The sequence below is a fragment of the Jatrophihabitans lederbergiae genome, assembly GCF_031845305.1.
Taxonomy (GTDB): Bacteria; Actinomycetota; Actinomycetes; order Mycobacteriales; family Jatrophihabitantaceae; genus Jatrophihabitans_A; species Jatrophihabitans_A lederbergiae.
The window spans coordinates 73,869-98,911 of record NZ_JAVREH010000008.1 but is presented as its reverse complement, the minus strand read 5'-3'; the positions used below and the strand labels follow the sequence as shown (position 1 = coordinate 98,911).

Annotated in this window: 27 protein-coding genes, 1 tRNA gene and 1 pseudogene; 15 read left to right on the top strand and 14 right to left on the bottom strand. The window is 69.4% G+C overall.

Annotated elements, in window-relative coordinates; translation table 11 throughout:
* The 4 genes from RM423_RS09010 to RM423_RS08995 are packed head-to-tail and all read left to right on the top strand — an operon-like array spanning nt 1 to nt 4,318.
* The gene (locus RM423_RS09010; protein ID WP_311422685.1) at nt 1-513 is read left to right on the top strand and encodes a YbjN domain-containing protein; all 513 of its coding nucleotides are present in this window, start codon (nt 1-3) and stop codon (nt 511-513) included.
* A complete protein-coding gene (locus tag RM423_RS09005) occupies nt 510-1,805 on the top strand; it encodes a deoxyguanosinetriphosphate triphosphohydrolase (RefSeq protein ID WP_396327660.1) in 1,296 nt (431 codons plus the stop codon). The genes RM423_RS09010 and RM423_RS09005 overlap by 4 nt, the downstream gene beginning before the upstream one ends.
* Before the next feature lie 27 nt (nt 1,806-1,832).
* Complete coding sequence (dnaG, locus tag RM423_RS09000) at nt 1,833-3,791, top strand: DNA primase (RefSeq protein ID WP_311422683.1); 1,959 nt, start codon at nt 1,833-1,835, stop codon at nt 3,789-3,791.
* The gene (locus RM423_RS08995; RefSeq protein WP_311422682.1) at nt 3,791-4,318 is read left to right on the top strand and encodes a hypothetical protein; all 528 of its coding nucleotides are present in this window, start codon (nt 3,791-3,793) and stop codon (nt 4,316-4,318) included. The genes dnaG and RM423_RS08995 overlap by 1 nt, the downstream gene beginning before the upstream one ends.
* Before the next feature lie 46 nt (nt 4,319-4,364).
* Here RM423_RS08995 and RM423_RS08990 read toward each other — a convergent pair whose 3' ends face one another.
* Entirely contained in the window at nt 4,365-4,655 is a 291-nt protein-coding gene (locus RM423_RS08990) for a hypothetical protein (RefSeq protein ID WP_311422681.1), read from the bottom strand.
* 137 nt (nt 4,656-4,792) lie between these two features.
* Between RM423_RS08990 and RM423_RS08985 the strand changes: the two genes are divergently transcribed.
* From RM423_RS08985 to RM423_RS25545, 3 genes and pseudogenes are all read left to right on the top strand, one after another.
* A tRNA-Asn gene (locus RM423_RS08985) sits at nt 4,793-4,865 on the top strand.
* 98 nt (nt 4,866-4,963) lie between these two features.
* Nucleotides 4,964-5,224, top strand: a complete 261-nt coding sequence (locus tag RM423_RS08980) for a hypothetical protein (RefSeq protein WP_311422680.1) — start codon at nt 4,964-4,966, stop codon at nt 5,222-5,224.
* Nucleotides 5,225-5,309: 85 nt separating this feature from the next.
* Nucleotides 5,310-5,408 (top strand): annotated as a pseudogene (locus RM423_RS25545) (hypothetical protein); the annotation flags it as partial.
* 267 nt (nt 5,409-5,675) lie between these two features.
* On the opposite strand, the gene RM423_RS08970 reads toward RM423_RS25545, so the two are convergent.
* Nucleotides 5,676-7,076: a short-chain fatty acyl-CoA regulator family protein gene (locus RM423_RS08970; RefSeq protein WP_311422678.1), complete on the bottom strand. Its 1,401-nt coding sequence runs from the start codon at nt 7,074-7,076 to the stop codon at nt 5,676-5,678.
* A gap of 169 nt (nt 7,077-7,245) precedes the next feature.
* Here RM423_RS08970 and aceA point away from each other — a divergent pair, with 169 nt between their 5' ends.
* Nucleotides 7,246-8,523 carry an isocitrate lyase gene (gene aceA, locus RM423_RS08965; protein ID WP_311422677.1) on the top strand — a complete coding sequence of 426 codons (1,278 nt, stop codon included), beginning with the start codon at nt 7,246-7,248 and terminating at the stop codon, nt 8,521-8,523.
* Nucleotides 8,520-10,151 carry a malate synthase A gene (aceB, locus tag RM423_RS08960; RefSeq protein WP_311422676.1) on the top strand — a complete coding sequence of 544 codons (1,632 nt, stop codon included), beginning with the start codon at nt 8,520-8,522 and terminating at the stop codon, nt 10,149-10,151. Before aceA ends, aceB begins: the two co-directional genes overlap by 4 nt.
* Before the next feature lie 343 nt (nt 10,152-10,494).
* On the opposite strand, the gene RM423_RS08955 is transcribed toward aceB, so the two are convergent.
* Both RM423_RS08955 and RM423_RS25540 read right to left on the bottom strand, forming a co-directional pair.
* On the bottom strand, nt 10,495-11,226 hold the full coding sequence (locus RM423_RS08955; RefSeq protein WP_311422675.1) for a mycothiol-dependent nitroreductase Rv2466c family protein: 732 nt from the start codon (nt 11,224-11,226) through the stop codon (nt 10,495-10,497).
* Between the two features lie 64 nt (nt 11,227-11,290).
* A complete protein-coding gene (locus RM423_RS25540; protein WP_396327659.1) occupies nt 11,291-11,668 on the bottom strand; it encodes a zf-HC2 domain-containing protein in 378 nt (125 codons plus the stop codon).
* A 199-nt stretch (nt 11,669-11,867) separates the two neighbouring features.
* On the opposite strand from RM423_RS25540, the gene RM423_RS08945 reads away from it, so the two are divergent.
* Genes RM423_RS08945 through RM423_RS08925 form a run of 5 tightly spaced genes read left to right on the top strand, consistent with a single transcriptional unit; the run spans nt 11,868 to nt 14,902 of the window.
* Entirely contained in the window at nt 11,868-12,152 is a 285-nt protein-coding gene (locus RM423_RS08945; protein WP_311422673.1) for a methyltransferase domain-containing protein, read from the top strand.
* Nucleotides 12,149-12,517, top strand: a complete 369-nt coding sequence (locus RM423_RS08940) for a class I SAM-dependent methyltransferase (RefSeq protein ID WP_311422672.1) — start codon at nt 12,149-12,151, stop codon at nt 12,515-12,517. Before RM423_RS08945 ends, RM423_RS08940 begins: the two co-directional genes overlap by 4 nt.
* A gap of 47 nt (nt 12,518-12,564) precedes the next feature.
* Complete coding sequence (locus RM423_RS08935) at nt 12,565-13,122, top strand: RNA polymerase sigma factor (protein WP_396327658.1); 558 nt, start codon at nt 12,565-12,567, stop codon at nt 13,120-13,122.
* Nucleotides 13,119-13,397, top strand: coding sequence for an anti-sigma factor family protein (locus tag RM423_RS08930; protein ID WP_311422670.1), 279 nt, complete (start codon nt 13,119-13,121; stop codon nt 13,395-13,397). Before RM423_RS08935 ends, RM423_RS08930 begins: the two co-directional genes overlap by 4 nt.
* Nucleotides 13,394-14,902, top strand: coding sequence for a dihydrolipoyl dehydrogenase family protein (locus RM423_RS08925; RefSeq protein WP_311422669.1), 1,509 nt, complete (start codon nt 13,394-13,396; stop codon nt 14,900-14,902). Before RM423_RS08930 ends, RM423_RS08925 begins: the two co-directional genes overlap by 4 nt.
* 199 nt (nt 14,903-15,101) lie before the next feature.
* Here RM423_RS08925 and RM423_RS08920 read toward each other — a convergent pair whose 3' ends face one another.
* Nucleotides 15,102-16,454: a dihydrolipoyl dehydrogenase family protein gene (locus RM423_RS08920; protein WP_311422668.1), complete on the bottom strand. Its 1,353-nt coding sequence runs from the start codon at nt 16,452-16,454 to the stop codon at nt 15,102-15,104.
* A gap of 275 nt (nt 16,455-16,729) precedes the next feature.
* Complete coding sequence (locus RM423_RS08915) at nt 16,730-17,029, bottom strand: thioredoxin domain-containing protein (protein ID WP_311422667.1); 300 nt, start codon at nt 17,027-17,029, stop codon at nt 16,730-16,732.
* Between the two features lie 55 nt (nt 17,030-17,084).
* On the opposite strand from RM423_RS08915, the gene RM423_RS08910 reads away from it, so the two are divergent.
* The gene (locus tag RM423_RS08910) at nt 17,085-17,486 is read left to right on the top strand and encodes a heavy metal-responsive transcriptional regulator (protein ID WP_311422666.1); all 402 of its coding nucleotides are present in this window, start codon (nt 17,085-17,087) and stop codon (nt 17,484-17,486) included.
* Nucleotides 17,487-17,808: 322 nt separating this feature from the next.
* Here RM423_RS08910 and RM423_RS08905 read toward each other — a convergent pair whose 3' ends face one another.
* The 8 genes from RM423_RS08905 to RM423_RS08870 are packed head-to-tail and all read right to left on the bottom strand — an operon-like array spanning nt 17,809 to nt 24,982.
* Nucleotides 17,809-18,465: a TVP38/TMEM64 family protein gene (locus tag RM423_RS08905; RefSeq protein WP_311422665.1), complete on the bottom strand. Its 657-nt coding sequence runs from the start codon at nt 18,463-18,465 to the stop codon at nt 17,809-17,811.
* Nucleotides 18,462-19,523 carry an ABC transporter ATP-binding protein gene (locus tag RM423_RS08900; protein ID WP_311422664.1) on the bottom strand — a complete coding sequence of 354 codons (1,062 nt, stop codon included), beginning with the start codon at nt 19,521-19,523 and terminating at the stop codon, nt 18,462-18,464. The genes RM423_RS08905 and RM423_RS08900 overlap by 4 nt, the downstream gene beginning before the upstream one ends.
* Complete coding sequence (locus tag RM423_RS08895) at nt 19,520-20,365, bottom strand: ABC transporter permease (RefSeq protein ID WP_311422663.1); 846 nt, start codon at nt 20,363-20,365, stop codon at nt 19,520-19,522. The genes RM423_RS08900 and RM423_RS08895 overlap by 4 nt, the downstream gene beginning before the upstream one ends.
* Nucleotides 20,362-21,303 carry an ABC transporter permease gene (locus RM423_RS08890; protein ID WP_311422662.1) on the bottom strand — a complete coding sequence of 314 codons (942 nt, stop codon included), beginning with the start codon at nt 21,301-21,303 and terminating at the stop codon, nt 20,362-20,364. The genes RM423_RS08895 and RM423_RS08890 overlap by 4 nt, the downstream gene beginning before the upstream one ends.
* A 5-nt stretch (nt 21,304-21,308) precedes the next feature.
* Nucleotides 21,309-22,586: an ABC transporter substrate-binding protein gene (locus tag RM423_RS08885; protein WP_311422661.1), complete on the bottom strand. Its 1,278-nt coding sequence runs from the start codon at nt 22,584-22,586 to the stop codon at nt 21,309-21,311.
* Entirely contained in the window at nt 22,583-23,254 is a 672-nt protein-coding gene (locus RM423_RS08880; RefSeq protein WP_311422660.1) for a CDP-alcohol phosphatidyltransferase family protein, read from the bottom strand. Before RM423_RS08880 ends, RM423_RS08885 begins: the two co-directional genes overlap by 4 nt.
* The gene (locus RM423_RS08875; RefSeq protein ID WP_311422659.1) at nt 23,247-24,689 is read right to left on the bottom strand and encodes a hypothetical protein; all 1,443 of its coding nucleotides are present in this window, start codon (nt 24,687-24,689) and stop codon (nt 23,247-23,249) included. Before RM423_RS08875 ends, RM423_RS08880 begins: the two co-directional genes overlap by 8 nt.
* Complete coding sequence (locus tag RM423_RS08870; RefSeq protein WP_311422658.1) at nt 24,686-24,982, bottom strand: DUF427 domain-containing protein; 297 nt, start codon at nt 24,980-24,982, stop codon at nt 24,686-24,688. The genes RM423_RS08875 and RM423_RS08870 overlap by 4 nt, the downstream gene beginning before the upstream one ends.
* Between the last annotated feature and the right edge of the window lie 61 nt (nt 24,983-25,043).

The window sequence follows — 25,043 nt, the reverse complement described above, 5'->3', positions numbered from 1 at the left end:
GTGCCCCGTCGTCTGTCCCGAATCGCTGCCGCGGCGGTCGCCGCGGCACGTGCCGGTGTCGAGCAGCGGCGAGCGCCGGATGTGCCGCTGGGCCGGCGCGAGGGGCCCACTGTGCTGCCGGGCAACCAGCTGCTCAAGACGATCCTGAACGAGTACGGTCTGCGCTCGATGATCGACGACGACGGCGACCTCACCGTCCGGTGGGAGAACTTCAGCGTCTACTTCTTCCACTACGGGCAGGACGAAGAGGTGCTGCAGGCGCGGCTGTACCTGAACCGCCGGTTCGATGTGGAGCTGCGCCCGACGCTGGCGCTGGTGCTGGACGACTGGAATCGCAGCAAGCTCTTTCCCAAGGCTTACACGGTGCTGCCCGATGACGGGCTGGTGGGCATCTGCGCCGAGCAGGCCTTCGACTTCGAGGGCGGCATCAGCCGGCAGCAGCTGAAGTTCACGGTCGGCATGTGGCTGCAGAACCTGCAGCAGTTCGCCGACTGGACCGAGGAGCACGTCTGAGGACGTCTCGCTTCGGCCGCTTCCGCTACGACGACCTCGACCAGGCCCGCTGGCTGGTGGAGTCGCCCAAGCGCGGACAGGTCGGGGCCGACTACCCGGACAAGCGGAACGCGGACGAGCGGGGTCCCTTCGAACGCGACCGTGCCCGGGTGCTGCATTCCTATGCCTTCCGGCGGCTGGCTGACAAGACACAGGTGGTGTCACCGGGTCAGGATGACTTTCCCCGTACCCGGCTTACCCATTCCCTCGAGGTGGCCCAGATCGGGCGCGAGATGGGTGCCGAGCTAGGGTGCGATCCCGACATCACCGACGCCGCCGGGCTGGCGCACGACCTCGGGCACCCACCGTTCGGGCACAACGGTGAGGACGCTCTCAACTCGGCTGCGGCCGGAGCAGGTGGCTTTGAGGGCAATGCCCAGACACTGCGGATCCTCACCCGGCTCGAGGCCAAGACGGTGTCCGACGACGGCAGGTCCGCCGGCCTCAACCTGACCCGGGCGACGCTGGACGCTGTGTGCAAGTACCCCTGGGCCGCCCGCGAGGGCACCCGCAAGTTCGGCGTGTACGGCTCGGACCTGCAGGCCTTCGAATGGTTGCGCGACGGCCGCGAGCCGGGCCGGCGCTGCCTGGAGGCCCAGGTGATGGACTGGGCCGACGACGTGGCCTACTCCGTCCACGACGTCGAGGACGGCGTGCACGCCGGTCACATCCGGCTGGCCGACCTCGACGACTCCGACGAGCGGCAGGCGCTGTGCGAGCAGGCCGCCGAGTTCTACTCCGCGCGACCGGCCGCCGAGCTGGCCCCGATGCTCGAAGGCTTGCTGCGGCTCGAACCGCTGCGCGACCTGGCCGGCTACGACGGCTCGTTCCGCGCGCAGGCGGCCGCCAAGCGGGCCACCAGCGAGCTCACCGGGCGGTTCGTCGGCGCCGCGGTCGGCGCCACCCGCGCCGCGTTCGGGGATCCACCGTTCGGCCGGTACCGGACCGATCTGGTCGTCCCGGCCGAGGTGGCCGCGGAGTGCGCACTGCTCAAGGCCATCGCGCTGCGCTACGTGATGCGGCGCGCCGGCGTCGAAACGGTGCTGTTCCGTCAACGGGTGATCCTTCTCGAATTGGTCGAGGAATTGCTGCGGCTGGGGGAGCGGGGCCTGTCGCTGGCGCAGCGGGACAGCTGGCGAGCCGCCGCCGACGATGCCGAGCGGCTGCGGGTGGTCATCGACCAGGTCGCCCAGCTCACCGACTCGTCCGCGCTGGCCTGGCACGAGCGGCTGTGCACAGCACGGGGTCGCTAGCCGGGCTGCGAGCCTAGACTCAGACGCATGGCCGGACGGATTCGCGACGAGGACGTCGCGGCGGTCCGCGAGCGTTCCAACATCGCCGATGTGATCGGTGAGCACGTGCAGTTGCGCAACGCAGGCGGTGGCAACCTCAAGGGAATCTGCCCCTTCCACGACGAGAAATCCCCTTCACTGTCGGTGTCGCCGGGGCGCAATTTGTTCCACTGCTTCGGGTGTGGCGCCGGTGGCGACGTTATCCGGTTCGTGGAGCGGATCGAGCACCTGTCCTTCACCGAGGCGGTCGAGAACCTCGCCTCCCGGGCCGGCATCCAGCTGCGTTACGCCGAGGGGAGCACGGGCGCCGGCCGGCCGGCCGGCCAGCGCGCCCGGCTGGTCGAGGCGCACACCCAGGCGGCGGCGTTCTATGTCGAACAGCTGGGTACGCCCGATGCCAAGCCGGCGCGCGACTTCCTGATAGAGCGCGGCTTCGACGCCCAGGCCACCCAGCAGTTCGGCTGCGGCTACGCCCCCGGCGGCTGGGACACGCTCAGCAAGTACCTGCTCGGACGGGGCTTCTCGCCGGCGGAACTGACCCTGGCCGGCCTGTCCCGGGAGTCCAACCGGGGCTCGCTGATCGACCGCTTTCACCGCCGGCTGCTCTGGCCGATCAAGGACGTCAGCGGGGACGTCGTCGGCTTCGGGGCGCGTCGCATCCACGACGACGACAAGATCGAGGCCAAGTACCTCAACACCCCCGAGACGCCGCTCTACAAGAAGAGCCAGCTGCTGTACGGCATGGACGTCGCCAAGCGAGAGATCGCCAAGCAGCACCAGGCGGTCATCGTCGAGGGTTACACCGACGTGATGGCCTGCCACCTCGCCGGAATCACGACCGCGGTGGCGACCTGCGGCACCGCGTTCGGGGCTGAGCACATCAACGTGATCCGGCGGCTGCTGATGGACAACGATGCCTTCTCGGGTCAGGTGGTGTTCACCTTTGACGGCGACGCAGCTGGGATGAAGGCTGCCGAGCGGGCGTTCGCCGACGAGCAGAAGTTCATGGCACAGACGTTCGTGGCGGTCGAGGCCAGCGGCAAGGACCCGTGCGAGCTGCGGCAGAGCGGTGGTGACCCCGCGGTGCGGGCGCTGATCGAGGCCCGCATTCCACTGGTCGAGTTCGTGCTCCGCACCACGGTCACGCGCCACAACCTGGACTCCGCCGAGGGACGGGTTGCGGCGCTGGACAAGGGGATTCCGCTGGTCGCCATGATCAAGGACCATGCGCTGCGGGACGAGTACGCACGGGTGCTGGCCGGCCTGGTGGGCGTGGACGATCCGATGCGGGTGGTCGGCCGGGTGCGGGGCCAGGTCCGCTCGGCCGAGCGCGGCGGTCAGAGCAGTGGCGGCGGCACTCACGCGGGCGGTAACCATGGCGGCAGCAATCGTGGGGGCGACGGCGGGGGTGGCCGTCAGCCCGTCCAGTCCCAGCAGACGTTCGACCGGCCCGCTGTGACCGGGGTGCCGCCGAAGATGACGCAGTCCGAGCGCGAGGTGATCAAGGCCGCGCTGCAGCTGCCGCAGGTGGTCGGCAAGCAGTTCGACGAGCTGGGCTCGCTGGCCTTCATGGTTGCGGTGCACCAGCAACTGCAGGCCGCGATCGCGGCGGCCGGGGGAGCGGCGGCGGCGGCCACCGGGCCGACCTGGGTGGCCACCGTGGCCGAGCACCTGCCGCCGGACTCCGAGGCCAGGGCTGCGGTGAACGCGCTCGCCGTCGAGCCGCTGCGCTCGGGCGCCGACGCCCAGCCCCGCTACGCCGAGGCGATGGTCATGAACCTCGCCGAGCAGGTGGTCGCCCGCGAGGTGGCACAGTTGAAGTCCAGGATGCAACGGCTCGATGCCGTCGCCGATGCCGAGGAGCAGGGCCGGTTGTTCGCGCAGTTGATGCAGTTGGAACAGCGACGCCGCGAGATGCGGAACCGGGCTATCGGCGGCGGCTCCTGATGGCGCTCTTGCCGCGGCGGGTCAAGCCGCCGGCTGCCCTGCGCAAGCTGCTGGACTCCGACGAGCGCATCCTCGCGGTGGCCGACCTCTCGGGCTCGCCGGCAGTGGTCGCCACCCAGCGAGGACTGTGGCTGCCGGTCGAGACCGGTTGGCGGCGGGTGGACTGGGACCAGGTCGTCAAGGCGACCTGGTCCGAGGACGGCATGCACGTGATCGAGGGCGTGGTGGACGAGCAAGGCATCGTGTCCGACCTTCCCGAGGCCACCATCCGCTTCAGCGAAGCCCGGAACCTGCCGACGGTGGTACGTACCCGGGTCGAGAGCAGCATCGGCCGCTGGGAGCAGGTACGGGTGCCCGGTGGAACCGGGCGGCTCGTGGGACGGCGGGTGCCCGGCGCCGACGGCTTGCGCTGGACCGCTCGGCTCGACACCGGGACACCGAACTCGCCGGCTGCCCGAGAGGCCCTGGTCGACTACCTCGGCCAGGTCGCCCGGATGACTCCTGAACAGCTGTTCCCCGGCGGCTGATCTGGGGGTGCCGTTCCAGGAGCGGTGCCGGTGTGACGGTGCCGTTCTAGGCGCGGTGGCCGTTCGAGCCGACGCTGTCCGACATCGCCTCGTCGGAGGGGTACCCACCCTGCGTGGTCCGGCCGGACATGCGGGCCCGGGAACCGCCCTTGAGCTGGCGCTTGGCCCGCTCGGCCGCCTCGAACGCCTGTGCTTGCAGCACTCCGGCGGTGGCCTGGATCGTCTGGCTGCCGGCCACCCGGCGGGCCACGGCGACGATGTTCTCGTAGCGTTCGCGGCCGGCTCTGGCGCCCAGGACGTAGCCGATGATCATGCCGATGATGAGCGAGGGCTTCATGGTCTGGCTGCCTTTCGTCGTGTCGCGGTCACCCAAGTCTGCCTCTGCGGCGGGGGGCGGCGCGAGGCCGGGTCGGGATGCGATATTCTTCTCCGCGTTGCCTGTTCGGCCCCGGGCCGGACGAGCAGCACGCGTGGTCCCCCGTAGCTCAATTGGCAGAGCATTCGACTGTTAATCGAAGGGTTACTGGTTCGAGTCCAGTCGGGGGAGCTGAAGGCCCCGGAATCCGGGGCCTTCTTGCATTCCGGACTCGATCAGTCATCTTTTAGTGATGACGGAGGTGATCTGTTGGTCGTCCACCGCTGCCGGTGGGAACCACCGGCAAGACGCTGTTCGTCTCGATGTCCAAAGGCCAGATCCAAGCCCGCGCGAAGTTCCGGGACTTCGACGGCCGCATCCGGCTGGTCGCCAAGCACGGCCGCACGCGCGCCGCGGCGGAGCGGGCGCTGAAGATTGAGCTGACGAACCGGCAGACGCCCGGCGGCTCCAGCGTGATCGCCGTCGCTGCTAACCCGGTCCGTGACTCGTCCGCGCGGATCAGCGTCGGCAAGAAGTCGCCCGGGCTCTGACGCCGGAGGAAACGACGACGCTGGTCGGTTGGCTGCGGCGAACCAGTGTGCCGTCGCTCTCGGCATCCCCGACCTCGTCGACTGGATGCTCGCGACGGGCTGCCGCATCGGCGAGGCCCTCGCGCTGCGTCACACCCTGGCCACCCAAGCGATCAACCGCGGGATGCGCCTGGAAGCGATCGCCGCGCTGCTCGGACACCGCAGCATGGAGATGACCCTCGTCTACGCCCGCATCGCCAACCGCGTCGTCGCCGACGAACACCAAGCCGTCAGCGCGAAAATCGACACCCTCTACGGGCCGCAGATCGGACAGGATCGAATCGAACTCATACGCCTGCGCCACATTGCGCGGAGACCCATCCAACTGGCTACCCAGATCGGACAGGATCGCTCAGGATCACCAGTGGAGAGACCGCCAGAGGAAGGACCACCGGCAGGGAATCGGGGAAGGTCAGTTTGTTCTGGGCGCGACCGGGTAGGGCGCGAAGTCGGTCCGGTTGCGGTCGATGGACAGGGTGTGTCCGAGGGGCGGGAAGGCCCGCTGGGCGCAATCGGGACGCTCGCACATCTTGCATCCCATGCCGATCGGCGTCACTGCCTGCTTGTCGTCGAGATCCAGTCCCGCGGAGTAGACCAGCCGCCCGGCGTGCCGAACCTCGCAGCCCAGGCCGACCGCGAACGTCTTGGACGGGGCGCCGTACCGGCCGGCGCTGCGGGTCACCACCCGTGAAACCCACAGGTAGCGACGGCCGTCCGGCATCTCGGCGACCTGGGTGAGCACCTTGCCCGGCTGGGTGAACGCCTCGTACACGTTCCAGAGCGGGCAGGTTCCCCCGGTCCGCGAGAAGTGAAAGGGCGTCGCCGAGATCCGCTTGGATACGTTTCCGGCCCGGTCCACCCTGACGAACGAGAAGGGCACGCCGCGGTCCTTCGGCCGTTGCAACGTGCTGAGGCGGTGGCAGACCGTCTCGAACCCGACCTCGAAATATCTGGCCAGCCGTTCGATGTCGTAGCGGTATTCCTCGGCCTTGGTCCGAAAGGCCTCGTAGGGCAGGATCAGCGCCGCGGCGAAGTAGTTCGCGAGCCCGATCGTCATCAGGGCATGGGTGTCCGCGCCCATCATGCCCGCGTTGTCGGCAAGTTCGGTCAACATCCGCTCGAACTCCAGCAGGGCCAACTGCCGGGCCAGCCGAAACGCCTGCTGGTTGGGACGCAGGTTGGCCGCCACGGTGAGTACGCCGGACTCCGGGTCGAAACGGTGCAGGGCGCCGAGGGACTCCTGATCCCCTTCGACCAGACGCAGCCGGTGTTGCTGCTTGAGTCGGTTCGCCAACGCCGACAGCAGCTCACCCCGGCGTGCCGAGAGCTCGTTGGCCAACCGTTCGGCCGCGGTGTCCAGTGACCCGATGTAGGTGTGGCTGTAGAAGTAGTCGCGGACCTGCTCGTACGGCAACAGCGGCGCGGATTCCTCGGCGCTCAGCTGACCCAACTGTTCGAGCGCCTGCTGATGGAGCCGGTGCAGCTTGACCAGCGCCTGCGCGATCTTGGGCTGTGACCCGACCAGCTCGCTGACCTCGCGGTCGTTGGCGGTGAGGCCGAGATCGTTGCCGATCAGGGTCTCGTGCACCTCGGCGATCAACCGGGTCGTGTCCTGGGCCGAGAAGAAGCTGGCCTCGATCCCGAAGACGTCCGAGATCCGTAGCAGCACCGGCACGGTCAGCGGGCGGGCGTTGTGTTCGAGCTGGTTGAGGTAGCTCGGCGAGATCCCAAGCGCTTTCGCAAGGTCGACCTGCGTGAGATGTCGTTCCTCGCGCAGCTGACGTAATCGCCCGCCCACCATTGCCCGTGCCATTGACGAATGGTAGCCCGCACTCTGCAAAACACAAGCTTCGCAAGATTGGCAAATCTGGCGATGCAATTGGAGGAATTTCGCAAGCGGCACACCTTTCGCCTGCGCGGCCGGAGATCGCATGCTGTTCCCATGCCGACGGCGATCAGCCGTCCCACCAAGGAGGATCAGCATGACACTCGACGCCGACAAGCTCACACGCCGCTGGCAGGACGAGCCGCGCTGGGCCGGTATCCGCCGCGACTACACCGCCGCCGACGTGGTGCGTCTGCAGGGCAGCGTCATCGAGGCCCGCACCCTGGCCGACCTCGGTGCGCGTCGGCTGTGGGATCTGATCCACGACGAGGACGACTACGTCCACGCGCTCGGCGCCTCCACCGGCAACCAGGCCGTGCAGAGCGTTCGTGCCGGGCTGCGGGCCATCTACCTCTCGGGCTGGCAGGTCGCGGCCGACGGCAACAGTGCCGGCCAGACCTACCCGGATCAGAGCCTGTACCCGGTCAACTCGGTCCCGGACCTGGTGCGCCGGTTGAACAACGCTCTCGTGCGGGCCGACCAGATCGCGGCCTCCGAGGGCGACGAGTCGGTGGAGAACTGGTTCGCCCCGATCGTCGCCGACGCCGAGGCCGGCTTCGGCGGACCGCTCAACGCGTTCGAACTCATGAAGGCCATGATCGTGGCCGGTGCGGCCGGCGTGCATTGGGAGGACCAGCTGGCAGCCGAGAAAAAGTGCGGTCACCTCGGCGGCAAGGTGCTGATCCCGACCAGCCAGCACATCCGCACCCTGAACGCGGCCCGGCTCGCGGCCGACGTGAGCGACGTGCCCAGCGTGATCATCGCCCGCACCGATGCCGAGGCGGCGACGTTGCTCACCAGTGACATCGACGAACGCGACGCGCCCTTCGTCACCGGCGAGCGGACGGCCGAGGGTTACTACCGGGTCCGCAACGGGCTCGCGTCCTGCATCGCCCGCGGCATCGCCTATGCGCCCTACTCGGACCTGTTGTGGATGGAGACCTCGACCCCCGACCTCGAGGTCGCACGGAAGTTCGCCGAGGCGGTCAGGGCCGAGTACCCGGACCAGCTGCTGGCCTACAACTGCTCGCCGTCCTTCAACTGGCGGGCCAACCTCGACGACGCCACGATCGCCAAGTTCCAGCGCGAACTCAGCCACATGGGCTACAAGTTCCAGTTCATCACGCTGGCCGGATTCCACGCGATCAGCCACTCGATGTTCGACCTCGCTCGTGGCTACGCCGAGACCGGCATGAGCGCCTACGTCCAGCTCCAGGACCGCGAGTTCGCGAGCGAGCGGGACGGCTACACGGCGACCCGCCACCAGCACGAGGTGGGCACCAGCTACTTCGACCTCGTCAGCACCGCGCTCAACCCGGCCGGTGAGACCACCGCGCTGCACGGCTCGACCGAAGAGAGGCAGTTCGTCTCATGACTCTGACCAGCACGATCCAGGTCGCGCCTCCCGACGACAGTCGGCTGGCCGAGATCCTCTCCCCCGAAGCCATCGAGTTCGTCACGACGTTGCACAACCGGTTCGCGGCCTCCCGCTGCGATCTGCTGGCCGCGCGGCGCGAGCGACGGGCCGAACTGCTCGCGGGTGGGACCCTCGACTTCCTTCCCGAGACGGCAGTCATCCGCGAGGATCCGTCCTGGCGGGTGGCCCCGCCCGCGCCGGGACTCGTCGACCGCCGCGTGGAGATCACCGGTCCCACCGACCGGAAGATGACCATCAATGCGCTCAACTCGGGCGCCAAGGTGTGGCTGGCCGACTTCGAGGACGCGAACTCGCCGACCTGGTCCAACATGGTCGACGGCCAGCGGAACCTGCGTGACGCGGTGAGTCGCCACCTCGAGCTGGTCAACGACGACGGCCGCCGCTACGTCCTCGGCGACGACCTGTCCACGATCGTGGTGCGCCCGCGCGGGCTGCACCTGGTGGAGAAGCACGTCCTGATCAACGGCCACCCGATCTCGGCGAGTCTCTTCGACTTCGGCCTCTATCTCTTCCACTGCGGCCGCCTGCAGATCGACGCCGGCTGCGGGCCCTACTTCTACCTGCCCAAGGTGGAGCACTACGAAGAAGCCCGCTGGTGGAACGAGGTCTTCGTGATGGCCCAGGACATGCTCGGGCTGGCGCAGGGCACCATCCGCGCCACCACGCTCATCGAGACCATCACGGCCGCCTTCCAGATGGAGGAGATCCTCTACGAGCTGCGCTACCACTCGGCCGGCCTGAACGCCGGGCGGTGGGACTACATCTTCAGCATCATCAAGAACTTCGGTGACCGCCCCGAGTACGTGTTGCCCGACCGTGCGGCGGTCGTGATGACCGTCCCGTTCATGCAGGCCTACACCGACCTGCTCGTGGCCACCTGCCACCGTCGCGGCGCGCACGCGATCGGAGGTATGTCCGCGTTCATCCCGAGCCGGAACGCGAAGGCGAACGCGGTGGCCTTCGCCGCGGTCCAGCAGGACAAGCAGCGGGAGGCCAACGCCGGTTACGACGGGTCCTGGGTGGCCCACCCGGGGCTGGTGCCGGTGTGCCGGGAAGCGTTCACCGACGTGCTCGCAGACACCCCGAATCAGCTCCAGCGCCAGTTCACGCCCGAGGTGACCGCGACTGAACTGCTGGCCATCGACCAGACACCCGGGCAGGTCACGGACGCGGGCGTGCGGCAGAACGTGACCGTCGCGTTGCGCTACCTGCAGGCGTGGCTGCAAGGTGCCGGTGCCGTGGCGATCGACCACCTGATGGAGGACGCCGCCACCGCGGAGATCTCACGCTCGCAACTCAGGCAGTGGGTCAGGCTGGAGACGGCGCTACCCGACGGCCGGCCGATCACGGCGGAGCTCGTGAACGAGATCATCGACACCGAGTTCGACCGGCTCACCTCGGCCGGGGAGCAGGGCATCACCGGGTCACCGGTCGGCCTGAGCAAGGCCCGCGAGCTGTTGCGCACGCTCGTCTTCGCCGACCAGTCGACCGAGTTCTTCACCACGGCGGCCTATGGCGCGAACCTGCTCGACCAGCCAGCGTCGCGCCGGCGTGGGGCCGCCTGACCTCGGGGCTCTCGGGACAGGTCCCGGCTCGGCAGCACGATCAGATCGGGTCGTGCCTGCCCGATGACCTCCACGCTGACGGGCGAGGCGATGAAGACTTGCGGGCCGATCACCGGGGCTGATCTCGGATTGGCTGGAGAACACCATGTGAAGCTGGTAGTTCACCTTCCCGGCGCCCGTCGACGACGCCCCGGGGGTGGGTGGCTGCCGAAGTTGGCGACGACGATGGGGACGTGCCTGCGCTGGATCCACACGCGGCCAATAGGAGCGCGGCTGCGGCGTTGGGGTGTCGCGGCATTGCGTCTCCGTGTTCGAGTGGACGCGCAGGCCGCCCAGAGCGTCTCTATTTCTTCAGTCGGCGGCTGCCGCCGTGCCAGTCCTCCTGAGCGCCGACAGCGCCCTCGGTGACCCCGAACGCGGCCAGTTGCGGCTGTTCCCGCAGGCTCCGTTTCAGCTCGGCGAAGCCGGGAAAGGATGCCAGGCCCACGACGTGATCCCACAGGCGTACCGCGTCGTCCTCGTTCGGCAGGCGGCTGATCACCGGGCCGAAGAACGCCACACCCGTCGGCGGCTGGAAGTGAATGATCGGTGTCCCGACGTCCTTGCCGGTCAGCGACAGCGCCTCGTCGGTCTCTGAGCGGATCACCGCATCGAAGCTGGTGTCCTCCAGGGCGTCGGCCAACGAGGTGGGCACGCCGGCTTCGGTGAGGATCGGCTCGAGGAACGAGCGTGTGCCGCGACGTTCCCGTAGATCCGTCTCATTCACGGCTTCCGGCGGGGTGTCGAAAATGTGCGCCCCGTACGCCTCATACAGCCGGCCGACCGCGGAGGGACCGAACTCGGTCCGGGTAGCCGCAGCGACCCGCAGTAACCGCAGCCCAGCGGTGTGCCCGGCCTCGTACTCGGGCGGGAACTGCGCGTCATAGTCCACGTCGGCGTTGATGAGACGCAAGGAGATGAACCGCCACTGAACGGCGTAGTCGCGTTGACGCATCACGCTGCGGACCCATTTGCTGGTCATCCACGCGAACGGGCAGACCGGGTCGAAGTAGAAGTTGATGTCGGGGTTGCTCACCTCGTCGAGGCTAGCGCGCAATGCAGGCCGCCGGCTCCGCAGGTCGGTATTCACGCGGCGCGGCCTACGGCGCCTGCCGCGTGGTCAGCGCGTCAGGACGGCGTGAAGCTAGGGCGTCAACCTCCGGAGCGGACTCGGCATGGCGGTGGCAGGCCCCTGACACGCCTGTGAGGTCGTCCGGCGGGTGCCGCCGTTGGCTCAGCGGATGGTTCTGCGGTAGAGCTTCAGGAGGTCGTGTCGGCTCGTCGAGTCCCGATCGCCGGGCCAGCCCTGCCAACGACGTCGATGGTGGTGCGGATCTGGGCGAGGTACTCGGCGCAGTGCGGCAGCCTGCGAGATGCCTCTCCAGCCGCGGCCGCTGATCTGTCGGGAGCGCGTCGTCGAGGTAGGCGGTGCGCGGCCGAGGCCGACAGCGAGCAGGCGCCGCAGCGCCAGATCGCAGCGCTCCACGCCGAGCTCGCCGGGGTCAAGGCGCTGCTCAAATCGTGAACCGCTTCGCCGTAGTACCCGCCACCTCGACGCAGTGAGCGATAGCGGTAGGCCCCGAACCGTCGGTGAAGACCGCAACTTGCTAGCAGCGGGGTGCATGTGCCCGGAGCAGGACATCCCCAGCTGGCGAGCGAGCACGGCATGCTGGTGCCATGCCAACGATGCCGCGGTTGCCGCGTTACCGCCTGGGCGCGCGGGTCTATGACGTCGTGTCGATGGAGCAGTTGGTGTACCGGCCGGGCCGGCGTGCCGCGATCGAGGCGCTTGCGCCGGGGGCCGGGGCGCGAGTGCTGGACGTGGGGTGCGGGACAGGACTGAACCTCCCGTTGCTGGCGGACGCGGTGGGGCCGGCGGGTGAGATCGTAGGCGTCGATGCCAGCGCGGCGATGCTGCGCCAGGCCGGCAGCGGATCGCACGACACAGCTGGTCGAACGTGACCCTGTCCGTGGGCGACGCGGCCCAAGTGGGCACGCTCGTGCATGGTGACTTCGATACGGTTTTGTTCACCTACTCGCTGTCCGTGATCGCCGATTGGCGGGCGGCGTGGCAGCAGGCGTGGGCGCTGGTGCGTCCCGGCGGACGGGTCGCAGTCGCCGACACGTCCCTGCCGATCGGTCCGTGGTCGCTGTTGTCTCCGCTGGCCAGGCTGGCGTTGCTCAGCGGCGGCGTGGACGCATCCCGGCAGGTCTGGCAGCAGGTTCTCACCGACACCGAGCACACGACGCACCGGGTGATGACCGGCGGCCACGTCCATGTCGCGGCCGGGACCAAGCCTTCGACGACAGCACGGGTGGCCCGGTGATGTGGTTCGGGAAGGGTCGCCCGCGCCCACCGGGTTGCCCTGGTGTGATCAGCGCGCCGACGGACAGCCCCGCGCAGCGTCAGCATGCGTTCCGCACTTACGTCGAACCTGAGATCGAAGTGCTGTTGCGGGTGGCACAGACCCTGACCGGGTCGTGGGCGGACTCGGAGGACCTGGTTCAGGACACCCTGATCCGGGCCTACCGGGCCATCGAGGGCTTCGACGGCGCGCACCCGCGGGCGTGGCTGCTGACGATCCTGCGTCACACCTACCTCAACTCCCACCGCAGGCAGCGTCCTGATCTGGCGCCGGAGATCACCGACCTGGACGGCCAGCGGCCGGCGTTCGGCGCTGCCATCGCCGCTAGCCCGGAGCAGACCGTGACTGACCAGGTCCTGGATGACAGCGTCGAGACCGCATTGGCAGCGCTGGATCCGAAGTTCCGGACGGTGCTGCTGCTGATCGACGTCGATCAGCTCACCTACGCCGAGGTCGCCGACCTGCTCGACATGCCGGTCGGCACCGTGATGTCGCGGCTGTCCCGGGCCCGCGACCGGGTCCGCACCGACCTTCGTTCCAACCCCGAATTCCGGAGAAGCCGATGATGTCCTCGCTTTCGACGATGCTGACCTGCCACTGGTCGGCGCGCCGCATCCAGCGCTACCTCGACGCCGACCCTGCCGCCCTGCTCGAACCGGGCGAGGTGCAGCGTCTGGAGGCACACCTGGCGACGTGTGAGAAGTGCGCGGCCGCAGCAGAGGAGTACCGCGGTGTCCGCCGCGCACTGACCCGCTGGTCCCAACGGCGGATGCCCGCCCCGGCGATCACGGCCCGGGTGCGGCTGGCTGCTGAGCGGTTGATGGCTGAGGACGCGGGATGACCTTCGATGTCGCCACGCTGCCCGAGCCCGCGCTGAACCCCTCACACTGGGAGTCGGACGACCTGATCCCGCCGGACGGCAGCGCGTGGGACCTGTTGGTGATCGGGGGCGGAACCGCAGGCCTTGTCGCTGCCAAGACCGCGGCCGGCTTCGGCGCTAGCGTGCTGCTCATCGAGCGGGACCGTATCGGTGGGGACTGCCTGTGGACCGGGTGCGTGCCGAGCAAGGCGCTGCTGAGCGCTGCGCACGCCGCTCACGACGCGCGGACCTCGACTCGCTACGGCATCCACGTCGACGGTGTCACGGTCGACTTCCCCGCGGTGATGGCCCATGTCCGTCGCGCGATCGCCACTATCGAACCGACCGACTCGCCTGCGGCGATGCGCGCCGCCGGCGTCTCGGCGGCGCACGCTTCGGCCCGGTTCACCAGCCCGCAGGCTGCGATCGTCGACGGTCACCAGGTCCAGTTCCGGCAGGCCTTGGTCGCCACCGGCGCCGCGCCGGTGATGCCCCCGATCCCCGGCCTGGCCGACGCCGCTCCCCTGACCAACGAGTCCGTGTTCGGCCTGACGCAGCTGCCGGGCAGGTTGCTGGTGCTCGGCGGCGGCAGCATCGGCTGCGAGCTCGGCCAGGCCTTCGCCCGCCTCGGGTCCCGGGTGAGGATCGTCGAGGCCGCCGAACGATTGCTCGTCCGGGAAGACGCCGACGCCGCGGCGCTGGTCACCCAAGCGCTGGCCGGTGACGGAGTCGAGGTGCGAACCGGGGTCGCGGTGACCGCGGTCCGCCCGGATGGCTCGGCCTGGGTGGCCGAGCTCGACGACGGCACCGAGATCGGCTTCGACGCGGTGCTGGTCGCGGTCGGGCGGCGCCCACGCACGTCGTCCCTCGGCCTGGACGTCGCCGGCGTCGAACTGGATGAACGGGGCTTCGTCCGGGTCGACGCGCGGCTGCGGACCACGAACCCGCGGATCTGGGCGGCCGGGGATCTCACCGGTCATCCGCAGTTCACCCACACCGCCGGGGTGCACGGCAGCCTCGCCGCCAGCAACGCCGTGCTCGGCCTACGCCGCCGGGCGGACGTCGCGAGCCTTCCCCGGGTGACGTTCACCCAGCCCGAGGTGGCCGGGGTCGGGGTGAGCTTGGAGCGGGCCCGGGCGCTGGGCCTCACGATGCGCACCCTCGGTCATGTCGAGGTCGACCGGGCCATCACCGAGCAGCAGACGGCCGGATTCTCCCGGCTCGTCCTGGACGGCAAGGGCCGCGTAGTCGGCGCCACGATCGTCGGTCCGCGGGCCGGTGAGTCACTTCCCGAAGCTGTCCTGGCAGCACGGCACGGCCTGCGGGCCCGCGACCTCGCCGCCTCGACGCACGCCTACCCGACCTACTCCGACGGGCTGTGGAAGGCCGCCATCGCCCAGGTCCAGGCGCAGCTGACGGGCGGCGTCACCCGCCGCGCGACGCAAGCGCTGACCTCGGTACGACGTTTGACGCTGCGCTCCAGGTAACCGAAGGTTTCAGGCGAGGACATCCTGCAGGCGTACCGCGAACGCGGCCAGGCTAGCGGCCGATGCGGATCGTTGTCAGGCCAACGTTTCCTCAGTTGCAGGGCTTCTCCGGGGGTCGGCTGAGGCCGCTGACGGCACGGTTGAGCAGCGTTCGCAGAGCTGTGGATGCTTGCGATGTCGGCGGCTGCTCCGATTCGTGTCAGAGCATCGATCCGAGGTCGGACCCGGCGGTCGGGTAGGCGGCGGTCATGGATTTCAGCTGGCGGGTGGTGAGGTTGAGCTTGATGGCGAGTCCGAGGAGGTTGACCAGTTCGCCGTACTCGGGTCCCAACAGATGTGCGCCGACGATCTGGTCGCTGGCGCGGTCGATGAGGATCTTGGCGGCGGCCGCGGTCTCGCCGATCCGGTAGTTGGAGTACCAGCCGCTGGTGTCGTTGTAGCGGACGTCGACGTCCAGGCCCTGATCCTTGGCGTCTTGTTCGAGCAGTCCGACGCGGGTGAGCTCGGGGATCGTGAACACCGCGGTCGGGACCCCGGTGTAGTCGGGGACGGTCGTGGTTGCTTTGAGCATGTTGGAGGCAGCGACCTTGCCCTCGGACACGGCGATCGGGGTCAGCGGCATGCCTGGGGTGTCGGCGGAATCACCGGCGGCATACACCGCCGGGTTGGTGGTGCTCTGCAGGTGACCGGCCACGCGCACACCCTGCTCACCCCACGCGATGCTGGCGACGTCGAGGTCCAGCCCGGACAGCTCGGGTATCCGGCCGGCGCCGTGGACGACCAGGTCGACCTCCATCGTCTCGGTCCGGCCGGATGATTCGAGGCTGACCTGGTAGCCGGAGCGGGTCGGCTCGACCGCGGTGATCGTGGTGGAGCGGCGTACCTCGATCCCGGCGTCGGTGCCGCGGGTGATCAGGAGTTCGACGAGGTCCGGGTCGAAGGCCTTCAGGGGGTGTGATCCGCGGTCGATGATGACGGGGGAACTGCCTGCCCTTGCGGCGATGTGGGCGAACTCGAAGGAGATGAAACCGCCACCGACGAACAGGATCCGCGGCGGGAGCGCGGGCAGGTTCAGGAAGTCGGTGCTGTCGATCAGGTGCTCGTGCCCGGGGAACTCGAGCGGTCGTGGGCGTGCGCCGGTGGCGATCAGGAAGTGCGCGGCTTCGTAGGTGGTGCCGTTGATCTCGATGCGGTTCTTGTCGGTGAACCTCGCCTCTCCGTGCAGGGTGGTGACACCGTTGCCGGTCAGTCCATCCTCCATGTTCTGCGGCACCTCGTCGGTGAAGCCGTGCTTGTGCTTCATCAGGTCGGCCCAGTTGATCGTCAGGTCACCCACGTCGATGCCCTTGCCGCGCATCAGTCGGGCGCTGTCGATGATCTCGGCACCCCGCCGGAGGATCTTCTTCGGGTCACATCCGCGCAACGCGCACGTGCCGCCGTAGGGCAGAGCGTCGACGATCGCGACGTCCCAGCCCCGCGCGGCGCACTTGTCGGCGGCCGACACGCCGGCCATGCCAGCGCCGATCACGATCAGGTCGTGCTGCTTGGTCATCTCAGAATCCCCTCGTTGGGGCGCACCCAGGTCTTCGTATTCATCGCGATGTCGTTTCTCGTGCTGCGCCGTGCGTGGGCGGTCGGTGACGTCGTTTGTATCGCCGCCTCAGTGCAAATGCGACGGTTACGAGGCCGAGGACGATCAGCACCCAGCTGCCCACCGAGATGCCCGCGGAGAGGCCGAGGAACCCGAGCGAGAGCAGGACCGGAAGTCCGCAGCAGAGGCCGAACGCGCCCACGACGGCTCCTGCCGCCCCGGCAATCGAGAGGCGATCACGCATCGGTGAGCACTGCGCGCAGCTGTTCGAGCGTCGGTGCGCCCGCTGGCCCGTCCGGGGTCGCGTACACCCGACACGCCAGCCCGATTCCGGCGTCCCCGTCGGCGAAGGCATCGACACCGTCGATGAGAATGCTCGGTGACCCGTGGAAGCCGACCCGCTCGGCTTCCACGCTCGTGTCCACCCGGTGCCGGGTCACCGTGATGTCGGGACGCTCCTTGACGATCTCGGTGAGACGTTCGTCGGCGAGTTTCCAGTTCGGGCAGCCAGCGAAATACAACAAGTCGATGTTCACGCCAGCGACACTAATCCTTGATCTGTACTACAAGGTCAAGCGTTAGACTCGCCCAATGTTGATCGGAGACGTCGCCAACGCTGTCCGGCTGCCCAGCCAGACCATCCGATTCTACGAACGCGAAGGGCTGCTGCCCGCACCATCACGAGCCGCCAACGGGTACCGCATCTACGACGAACCGACCGTCACCCGGGTGAAATTCATCCGCGCCGCCCAAGCCGCGGGCCTCACCCTCGTCGAAATCCGCAGCATCATCGACCTCCGCGACGACGGCCACATCCCGTGCACGCACGTAACAAACCTGATCGACGGCAAGCTCGCCGACGTACGAAGACGCCTGAGTGAGCTCGCCGGCTTGGAGACAGAACTCACGCACCTCCGCGACCGCAGCCGTCGGCTGGATCCGGCTGACTGCACTGACGCCGAAATCTGCCACATCCTGTCGCCGACCACATAACTGCGTCGCGGGTGAACACGACGACGAGCCATCGGTAGGAAGGCGTGGGGCGGGGCGCCCTCGCAGCCAACTGACTACCGACGACTGCTCGATCCACGCTTCGCGCCAGGTAATTGGCTGTCTCAGGCGAGGGCCTCCCGCAGGCTGCTGGAGTAGCCGCCGCCGGTGGTCTCGAGGATGATCCCGATCTCGACCTCCCACCCTTCGGGGTCCAGTGGACGTCGCTGGCCAGCGGCAGCGGGCGCACGTTGGCTTCGCGCAGCTGATGCCAGTCAGGTTCGGTCAGCACCGCATCATCGCGCAGGATCTGCCGTCCGAGCCGTCAGGTCACGTTGCGCTGTTGCCAGCGGTGCCGCAGCCCGGTCACCGCACCGGCACCCGTGAGCACTGCCAGGGCGTTGAGCGCGGTCCAGAACGGCCACGAACCGGGTTGGGAGCCGTACGCGCCGAGCGCGACGTAGGCCGTGGTGGCGGGCAGGATGCCGAGCGCGGTCGCGGTCAGGAACACCCGCAGGCGCAGCGCGGTGACGCCAGCTAGGTAGTTCACGACCGTGAACGGCACGACCGGAATCAGCCGGGCGACCAGGACGGTGAGGAAGCCACGGCGGGCGAGCTGGGCATCCAGCCGGTCGCCCCGGACGCCGGTCAGGCGGTGCAGCCCGTCACGGCCGAGCGCACGGGCGAGATAGAACGCCAGGACCGCTCCGCCGCAGGCGCCGGCGACCACCACGATCAGGCCTTCGGCCAGGCCGAACACGGCGCCTGCCGCGAGGGTGAACACCGACTTCGGCAGCGGGGACAGGGTCGCCGCCGCATACAGCGCCGCGTAACCGGCACCCGCCCACCAGCCCAGCCCGGCGAACCGGGCGCGCAACTGAGCCAGGTTCGGAATGCCGATGACATGGGCCACGAGCAGCACGGCGGCAGCGATCAGCACCATTAGCGCTGCCAGTCTGAGGACAGCCGCCCGGCGGGTCATGCGATGTCCGTGGGGACGTCCGCGGCGAAGACCGTGCACGCCGCGAGCGGGAACCGGACGTCGACGTCCTGGCCGACGGTGACCGGCTCATCGAGAGGCGCGTGCACCCGGATCCGCTGATCGGCGAGCTCGACCTCGACGGCGAGGTGGCTGCCGGCGAACTGCGCCCCGACGACACGGCCGCGGACCTTCCGGGCCTGCGCATCCGAAACGCCACCGAGGCGGACCGCCTCGGGGCGGATGACCAGCACCGCCGGGCCGTCGGACGTGTCGGTGGGGATCCCGAGGGTGCCGTCGGCGGCGGTGAACCTGGCGCCGCGAACGTGGCCGCTGATCTCGTTGGTCACGCCGAAGAACCGGGCAGCCGCGAGTGACTCCGGTCGGGTGTAGAACGACTCGGGGGTGCCGTGCCCGGCCAGGGTGCCGTCGAGCATCAGCGCGACCGTGTCGGCGACCTCGACCGCTTCGGCCTGGTCGTGCGTGACGAACACGGTGGTGACATCGGAGTCGTCGTGCAGCTGCCGCAGCAGGGTGCGCATCCGAGCCCGCAGCGCGGTGTCGAGCTGGGAGAACGGCTCATCGAGCAGCAACACCTTCGGCTCGAGCACTAGGGCGCGGGCGAGCGCGACCCGCTGCTCCTGCCCACCGGACAACTCGCCGACCCGACGGTCACCCAGCCCGGCCAGCTGCACCCGGTCGAGCATCTCGGTGACCCGCAAGGCTCGTGATCGGGCGCTCACGCCGCGCATCCGCAGGCCGAAGCCGACGTTGTCGGCGACCGACAGGTGCGGGAACAGCAGCGGCTTCTGGAAGACCAGGCCGACTCCTCGGCGCTCCGCGGGCACGCCGAGGATGCTGTCACCGTCGAACTGGAGGTATCCGGTGTCCGGCTCGGTCAGACCGGCCAGCATCGACAGCGTGGTGCTCTTTCCGCATCCGGACGGTCCCAGTAGCGCGGTGAGCGAGCCCGCCGCGATGTCCAGCGACAGGCGTGTCACCGCAACCGTGTCGCCGAAGGACTTTCCCACCACCCTCAGGGTGATGGCGGTCGCGGTCACAACCGTCCCATCCCGACGACCGCCCCGGAACGGGCCGACAACAGGCGCGCCGAGGCCAGGACGAGCAGCAGCGGAGGCCCGATCACCAGCAGCGCCAGGGCAGCGGCGGCGGTGGTGTCGGAGGAGGAGATCGCGGCGAACAACAGCAGCGGCAGGGTGGTGACCTGCCCACCGCCGATGAGCAGCGTCAGGACGTACTCGCTCCAGGAGATCAGGAACGCGAACAGCCCGGCGAGCACGAGCGCCGGCCGCAACAGCGGCACAGTCACGAACAGCAGGACCCGGAGCGGGCCGGCGCCCAGCGCACGCGCCTGACGCTCGTAGTCGGTGTCGAGGTTGGCGAACGCGGCCGCAAGTACCGTCGCGGCATAGGGAACGGTCGGCGTCAACTGCACCAGCACCACGCCGGGCGCGGAATCGGCCAGGCCGAAGCGGATGAAGAACACCTGCAGCCCGACCGCCGAGGCCAGTCCCGGCACGATGACCGGCGCCAGCAGCAGGAACTGTGCCAGCCGCCGTCCCCGGAAGCGGTAGAGGCCGAGCGCGCGGCCGGCCGGCAAGCCGATCACGCATGCCAGGATGGCCACCGACGTTCCGATCAGGGTGGAGGTGAGAAGGGCCTGCGGGATCTGCGATCGCGGGTCGGTCAGCAGCCGTAGTCCGTGCAGGCTCGCCTGCTGTGGTCGCAGGGCCGGGTAGCGCCACTGGCCGGCGAACGCCCACACGGCCAACGGCAGCAGCGGTAGCAGTGCACCCGCCAGCAGCAGAGTCGCACCGAGTCGCCGGCCGGCAGCGGTCGCGAAGCCAGTCGAGTGTGATCGGGCGGCAACGATGCCGCTCACAGCCTCCGCCTCGCGAGCCGGGACGCGAGCAGCAGGTAGCCGCCCACCGCCAGTCCCGACAGGGCGGCGATCAACACGGCGACGGCCATCGCCTGCGGACGCGTCGTCAGATCGGTGGCGTCGTAGTACTGCAAGGCCACCACGGGCAGGGTCGCCGGGTACGGCCTGCCGAGCAGGTAAGGCACCTCGTAGGAGCCCGCCGCGAACGCGAACACCAGAATCGACCCACCCGCGAGCGGCGGGGCGAGCAGCGGCAGGGTGACATGGCGCAGCCGCTGCCAGGGACCCGCGCCGAGGATCCGCGCCGCCGCTTCGAGGTCGGCGACTCCGCGGCTCAGCGCGGCGAGCACGAGCACGGCCAGGAACGGCGTTTCCTTCCACACGTATTCGGCGACGATCGCGATCCCGAACCGGTCGTTCGTCACCGCCGGAAACGTCGCCGGCGTCGCAGTCAGTCCGGCTGCGTGGCTCAGCCGGGACAGCAGACCGCCTTGGGACAGCAGCAGCAGCATGCACAGCGCCCCGACCAGGTGGGGTACCGCGAGCGTGGCCTGGAACGCGCCGGCGACCCAGGCCTGGCTGCGGCCCAGCCGACCAAGCAACAGCGCCACCGCGACCGCGAGCACCGCGGCGAGCACGGTGGACAGCAACGCGACGCGCAGGGTCAGCACCAGCGACTCGCGGACAGCCGGGTCCCGCCACAGTGACCGGTAGGCATCAGCCGAGAGGTGGCTGCCCGCGAGGTAGGGCTGGTAGCCGAAGCTCTGCGCCAGGGCCTGTGCCACACCGCCGAGGAAGAAGACACCGATGACGAGCAGGGCGGGAGCGAGCAGCAGGCCGATACGGACCCGCTGCGGCAGAGCGTGCCGCGTACGGCGTCGACGGATCGGGCCCGGGTCGCAGGGACGTCCCCGTCCGGTGGTGAGGGTGCGGGTCATTGCGGTCAGTGTTGCAGGACCTTCGTCCTCCAGTCCTTCTCCAATCGGGTGACGTAGCCGCTGGCCAGTTCCGGCTGGGCGTGCGCGGTCAGCTCGGACAGCGGTAGGACCGACGCGCTCACCTGCACCGCGGCGAACGCCGCGCGGGTGGCGGCATCGGTCTTGGCGGCGTCGATGCCGGGGTAGATCCCTTCGGCCTTGTACAGCGCGAGCTGGGTCTGCGGATCCTCCAGCACGTTGGCCAGCATCAGGGCCGCGGCCTTGTGGGCGGCGTTGCCCGGGATCGCTAGGAAGCTGTTGTTGCTGATGTTGCCCGGTGACGGCACGGCCTCACGGGTGGATTTCGGGTACAGCCCGGCGCGGACCTTGTCAGCGACCGCGCCGGGCCCGTAGGTGAAGTAGGCGCTGATCTCGCCGTCGCCGTAGAGCCTCTCGACCGCGTCCTGGGTTTGGGGGTAAGTGCTGCCGCCCCGCCACAGGGCCGGTTCGAGCGCGTTCAGCCGTGCCCAGAGCGCGCTCGCTGCGGGCGCGTACTTCGCGGCGTCGAATGCCCCGGCCAGCGGAGCCGGGGCGCCGAGGCTGTCGTAGAGGATGGTGCGCACAGCCATCGAGCCGGTGAAGTCCGGCAACGCCGGGTAGCTGAAATGCCCCGGGTGCGCTGTGGCCCAGGCCAGCAACGCAGACACCGACGCCACGTCCGTGCTCGACAACTTGCTGCTGTCATAGACGAGGGCGGAGTCGGCCTGCTGCCAGACCGCCTCGCAGCCGTTGACGGGCACCCCGAAGTCGCTGCCGACGGCCGCGTTGGCGAAGTCGACGTAGCGGGAGTTCGGCAGGGCCTTGTCCCAGCCGCAGTACCAGAGTTTGGCCTGCACACCGGTTGCGAAGTTCTCGCCGTTGATCCAGATCGCGTCGACCGACCCGCCGGTGCTGCGTCCGGCTTGCTTCTCGCCGAGGACCTTGTTGACCGCGTCGACGGTGTCGGTGATCTTGACCTGCTTCAGCGTCACGCCCTGCATGGCGAGGGCGTCGGTGACGTAGCCGGACAGGAAGCTGTTCAGGACGGTGTCGCCGCCGTAGGCGTAGAAGTTCACAGTCTGGCCCTTGGCCTGGGCGAGCACCGCGGGCCAGTTGCCGGGGTCGAGAGCCGTGGGTGCGGCAGCGCCGCTGTTACCGCTGCAGGCGGTCAGCCCGAGCAGCGCGGCGCCGGCGAGCGCGGCGAGTACGGCCCGGCGCCGGTGGACGCGTCGGGCACGCACGGGGGTGGGTGTCGGGCGACTCATCGGATCTCCTGGGGCAGGACCGCGGCGGGCGCGGCCGGTTCGGCGGGGACGCGGCGGGGTGCGGCGGGGCGGTGCAGGGCGTGGACGCCGAGGGCGATGCGCTGCACGGCGGTGATCGTAACGGCGGCGGTGAACAGCCACGCGATCAGCGCGGCCCGGTCGGGCAGCAGGCACAGCAGCACGTAGACAACGACGGTTTCGGTGCCTTCGGCCAGGCCCCCGACGAACCGCAGCGATCGGCCGTCGGCGGCGAGGCTGGTGCCGCGCCGTTCCAGGAGGGAGGACAGTGCCAGGAAGGCGGTGCCGGAGAGGTAGTAGGCCGTCAGCAGTGCCAGGCACGCCAGCCGGGCGCCGGGCTGCGCGATCGCGACCGCGACGATGAACCCGGCGTAGATGCTGAAGTCGGCGACGATGTCAAGGAACCCGCCCAGGTCGCTGGCGCCGTTGCGGCGCGCGACGGGTCCGTCCAGCCCGTCGAGGAGCCGGTTGGCCAGCCACAGCGCCAGCGCCCACAGCCACGCGTGCGCGAGGACCGCTGTGCAGGCGGCGAGGCCGGCGACCCACCCTGCGGCGGTCAGGGCCAGCGCAGGGACACCGGCGTCGGAAAGCCGGGTACCGACAGCGTCCAGCGCCGGCGACAGGACGCGGCGGGCTCGCGCGTCAAGCATCCGCGCCTGCCTCCGCCCGCCGGTGGCTGACCGGGGTGAGTGGCAGCAGGGCCCGCAGCGCGACGTTCTCGGCCGGGCCCAGAACGCTGTGCTGCACGCACGCCGGCACGAGCTCGCCGGTCTCGGGGTGCGCCATCGCATAGGAGCACGCGGCCAATCGCTGCTGGGTCTCAGCGATTCGCGGGTCGTCGCTGATCTGGCCTTGCTGCATTGCCCGCCACGCCGGGGCGACGTCGGCGGCGTCCATGAACGAGTGCATCACGAACGTCACCGGCCGGATGCTGCGATGGCGCAGCAGCCGCCGCAGGCCGACGGCGCGAGCGGTGCGGGCCAGCCACCCCGCGAAGGGAGCCACCGAGCGTGGATGCCGCGCCACCACGCGCGCCACCTTGGCCAGCAGCAGCGGCACCGGCGTACCCGAGAAGCTGATCCCGCCGAAGTACCTCAGGAACGCATCCCGCACCGCCAGATCCGCCGGGTCCTCGTCATCGAGGATCGGGAAGTAGTCCGCACCGACGTAGAAGCCGTAGGTCGTGCGATTGCACCGCTCGTCGCCGACCTGCAGCGCGCGGAACGGCAACCGGGACCCGGCACCCGCCTCGACCTGGGCCCAGACGGTGTCGGCGGTCGTGTCGCGGTAGCCCTCGTGCCAGCGGCGATCGTCGCCGATGAACGCGGCCGGCTGGAAGGAGAACAGCCCGAAACCGTAACTGTTCGTGTCCCTGATGACCGAAGCGATCTGCTCGACGTTCCGCGGGGTCACGGTCATGTTGTGCGCCAGGAAGAACCGGACGCCGTGCTCTCGGCGCAGCCGGGCGAACATCCCCGCGAACCGCTGCCGGTACGGATTCAGCGCGGCCTCGTCGGCGGGACGCTCAATGCCACGCCGGCCGAACATCAACGAATCGAAATGCCCGGCGAACGAGAGCCGGTCCAGCCGCCGTTTCCCGTCCGGCCCGAGGGCGAGCGCCGTCAGGTAGTCATAGTCGAAATCGCCGTGACTCATGCTCATCGGCTCCCGGCCGTGCTCGCGCATGATCTGCAACGTCGCGGCGTGATCGTCCGGTGGCAGCAGCGACACCTCACCGCCGATCAGCTGCGCGTGCGCCCGCGGGCCACGTCGCCGGCGCAGCAGACTCATCTGTGCGCGGACCTCGCTCTGGGTGTGGCTGCCGCTGACCGCGACCCGGTTGGCGTCGCGGGAGTGGTAGCAGGGGGTGCAGGCCAGGTTGCACTTCGGGAACACCCCGTGCGTACCTTCGCAGCCCACCGCGTGCTGGCCGAGGGTCTGGGACGGGGTACGGACATGCTTGGGCAGCCCGTGCCAGCGGTCCGCGAGGGCGGCCGCGGTCTCCTCGTCGACGGGCCGGGTCAGTCGTTCGAGGTCACGCAGGCGGTCACTCAGCAGGTCAAGATGCCGCGGGGTGAGCCTCATCCGGCATCGGTGTCGCGCACGGTGACGTCGCCCCAGAACGCGATGTGGTTCTTGATGGACCGCGCCAGCGGTGACGGGTGCCGGTAGGTCCAGGCGGCATCACGGCCGCCCGCGTCGTCCACTTCGACGGTGTAGTAGGACGCAAGGCCCTTCCACGGGCACACCGACTTCATCCTGCTGCGACGCAGGTACTGATGGTCGACGTCGCCGGGCGGGAAGTAGTGGTTGCCCTCGATCACGACCGTGTCCTCGCTGCGCGCGATGACCTGGCCTTCGAATACCGCCTCGACCATGCTCACTCCAGTAGTTCGGTGCTCTCGGGCGTGCGGATGCCGCCCGGTTCTGTGCAGGAAA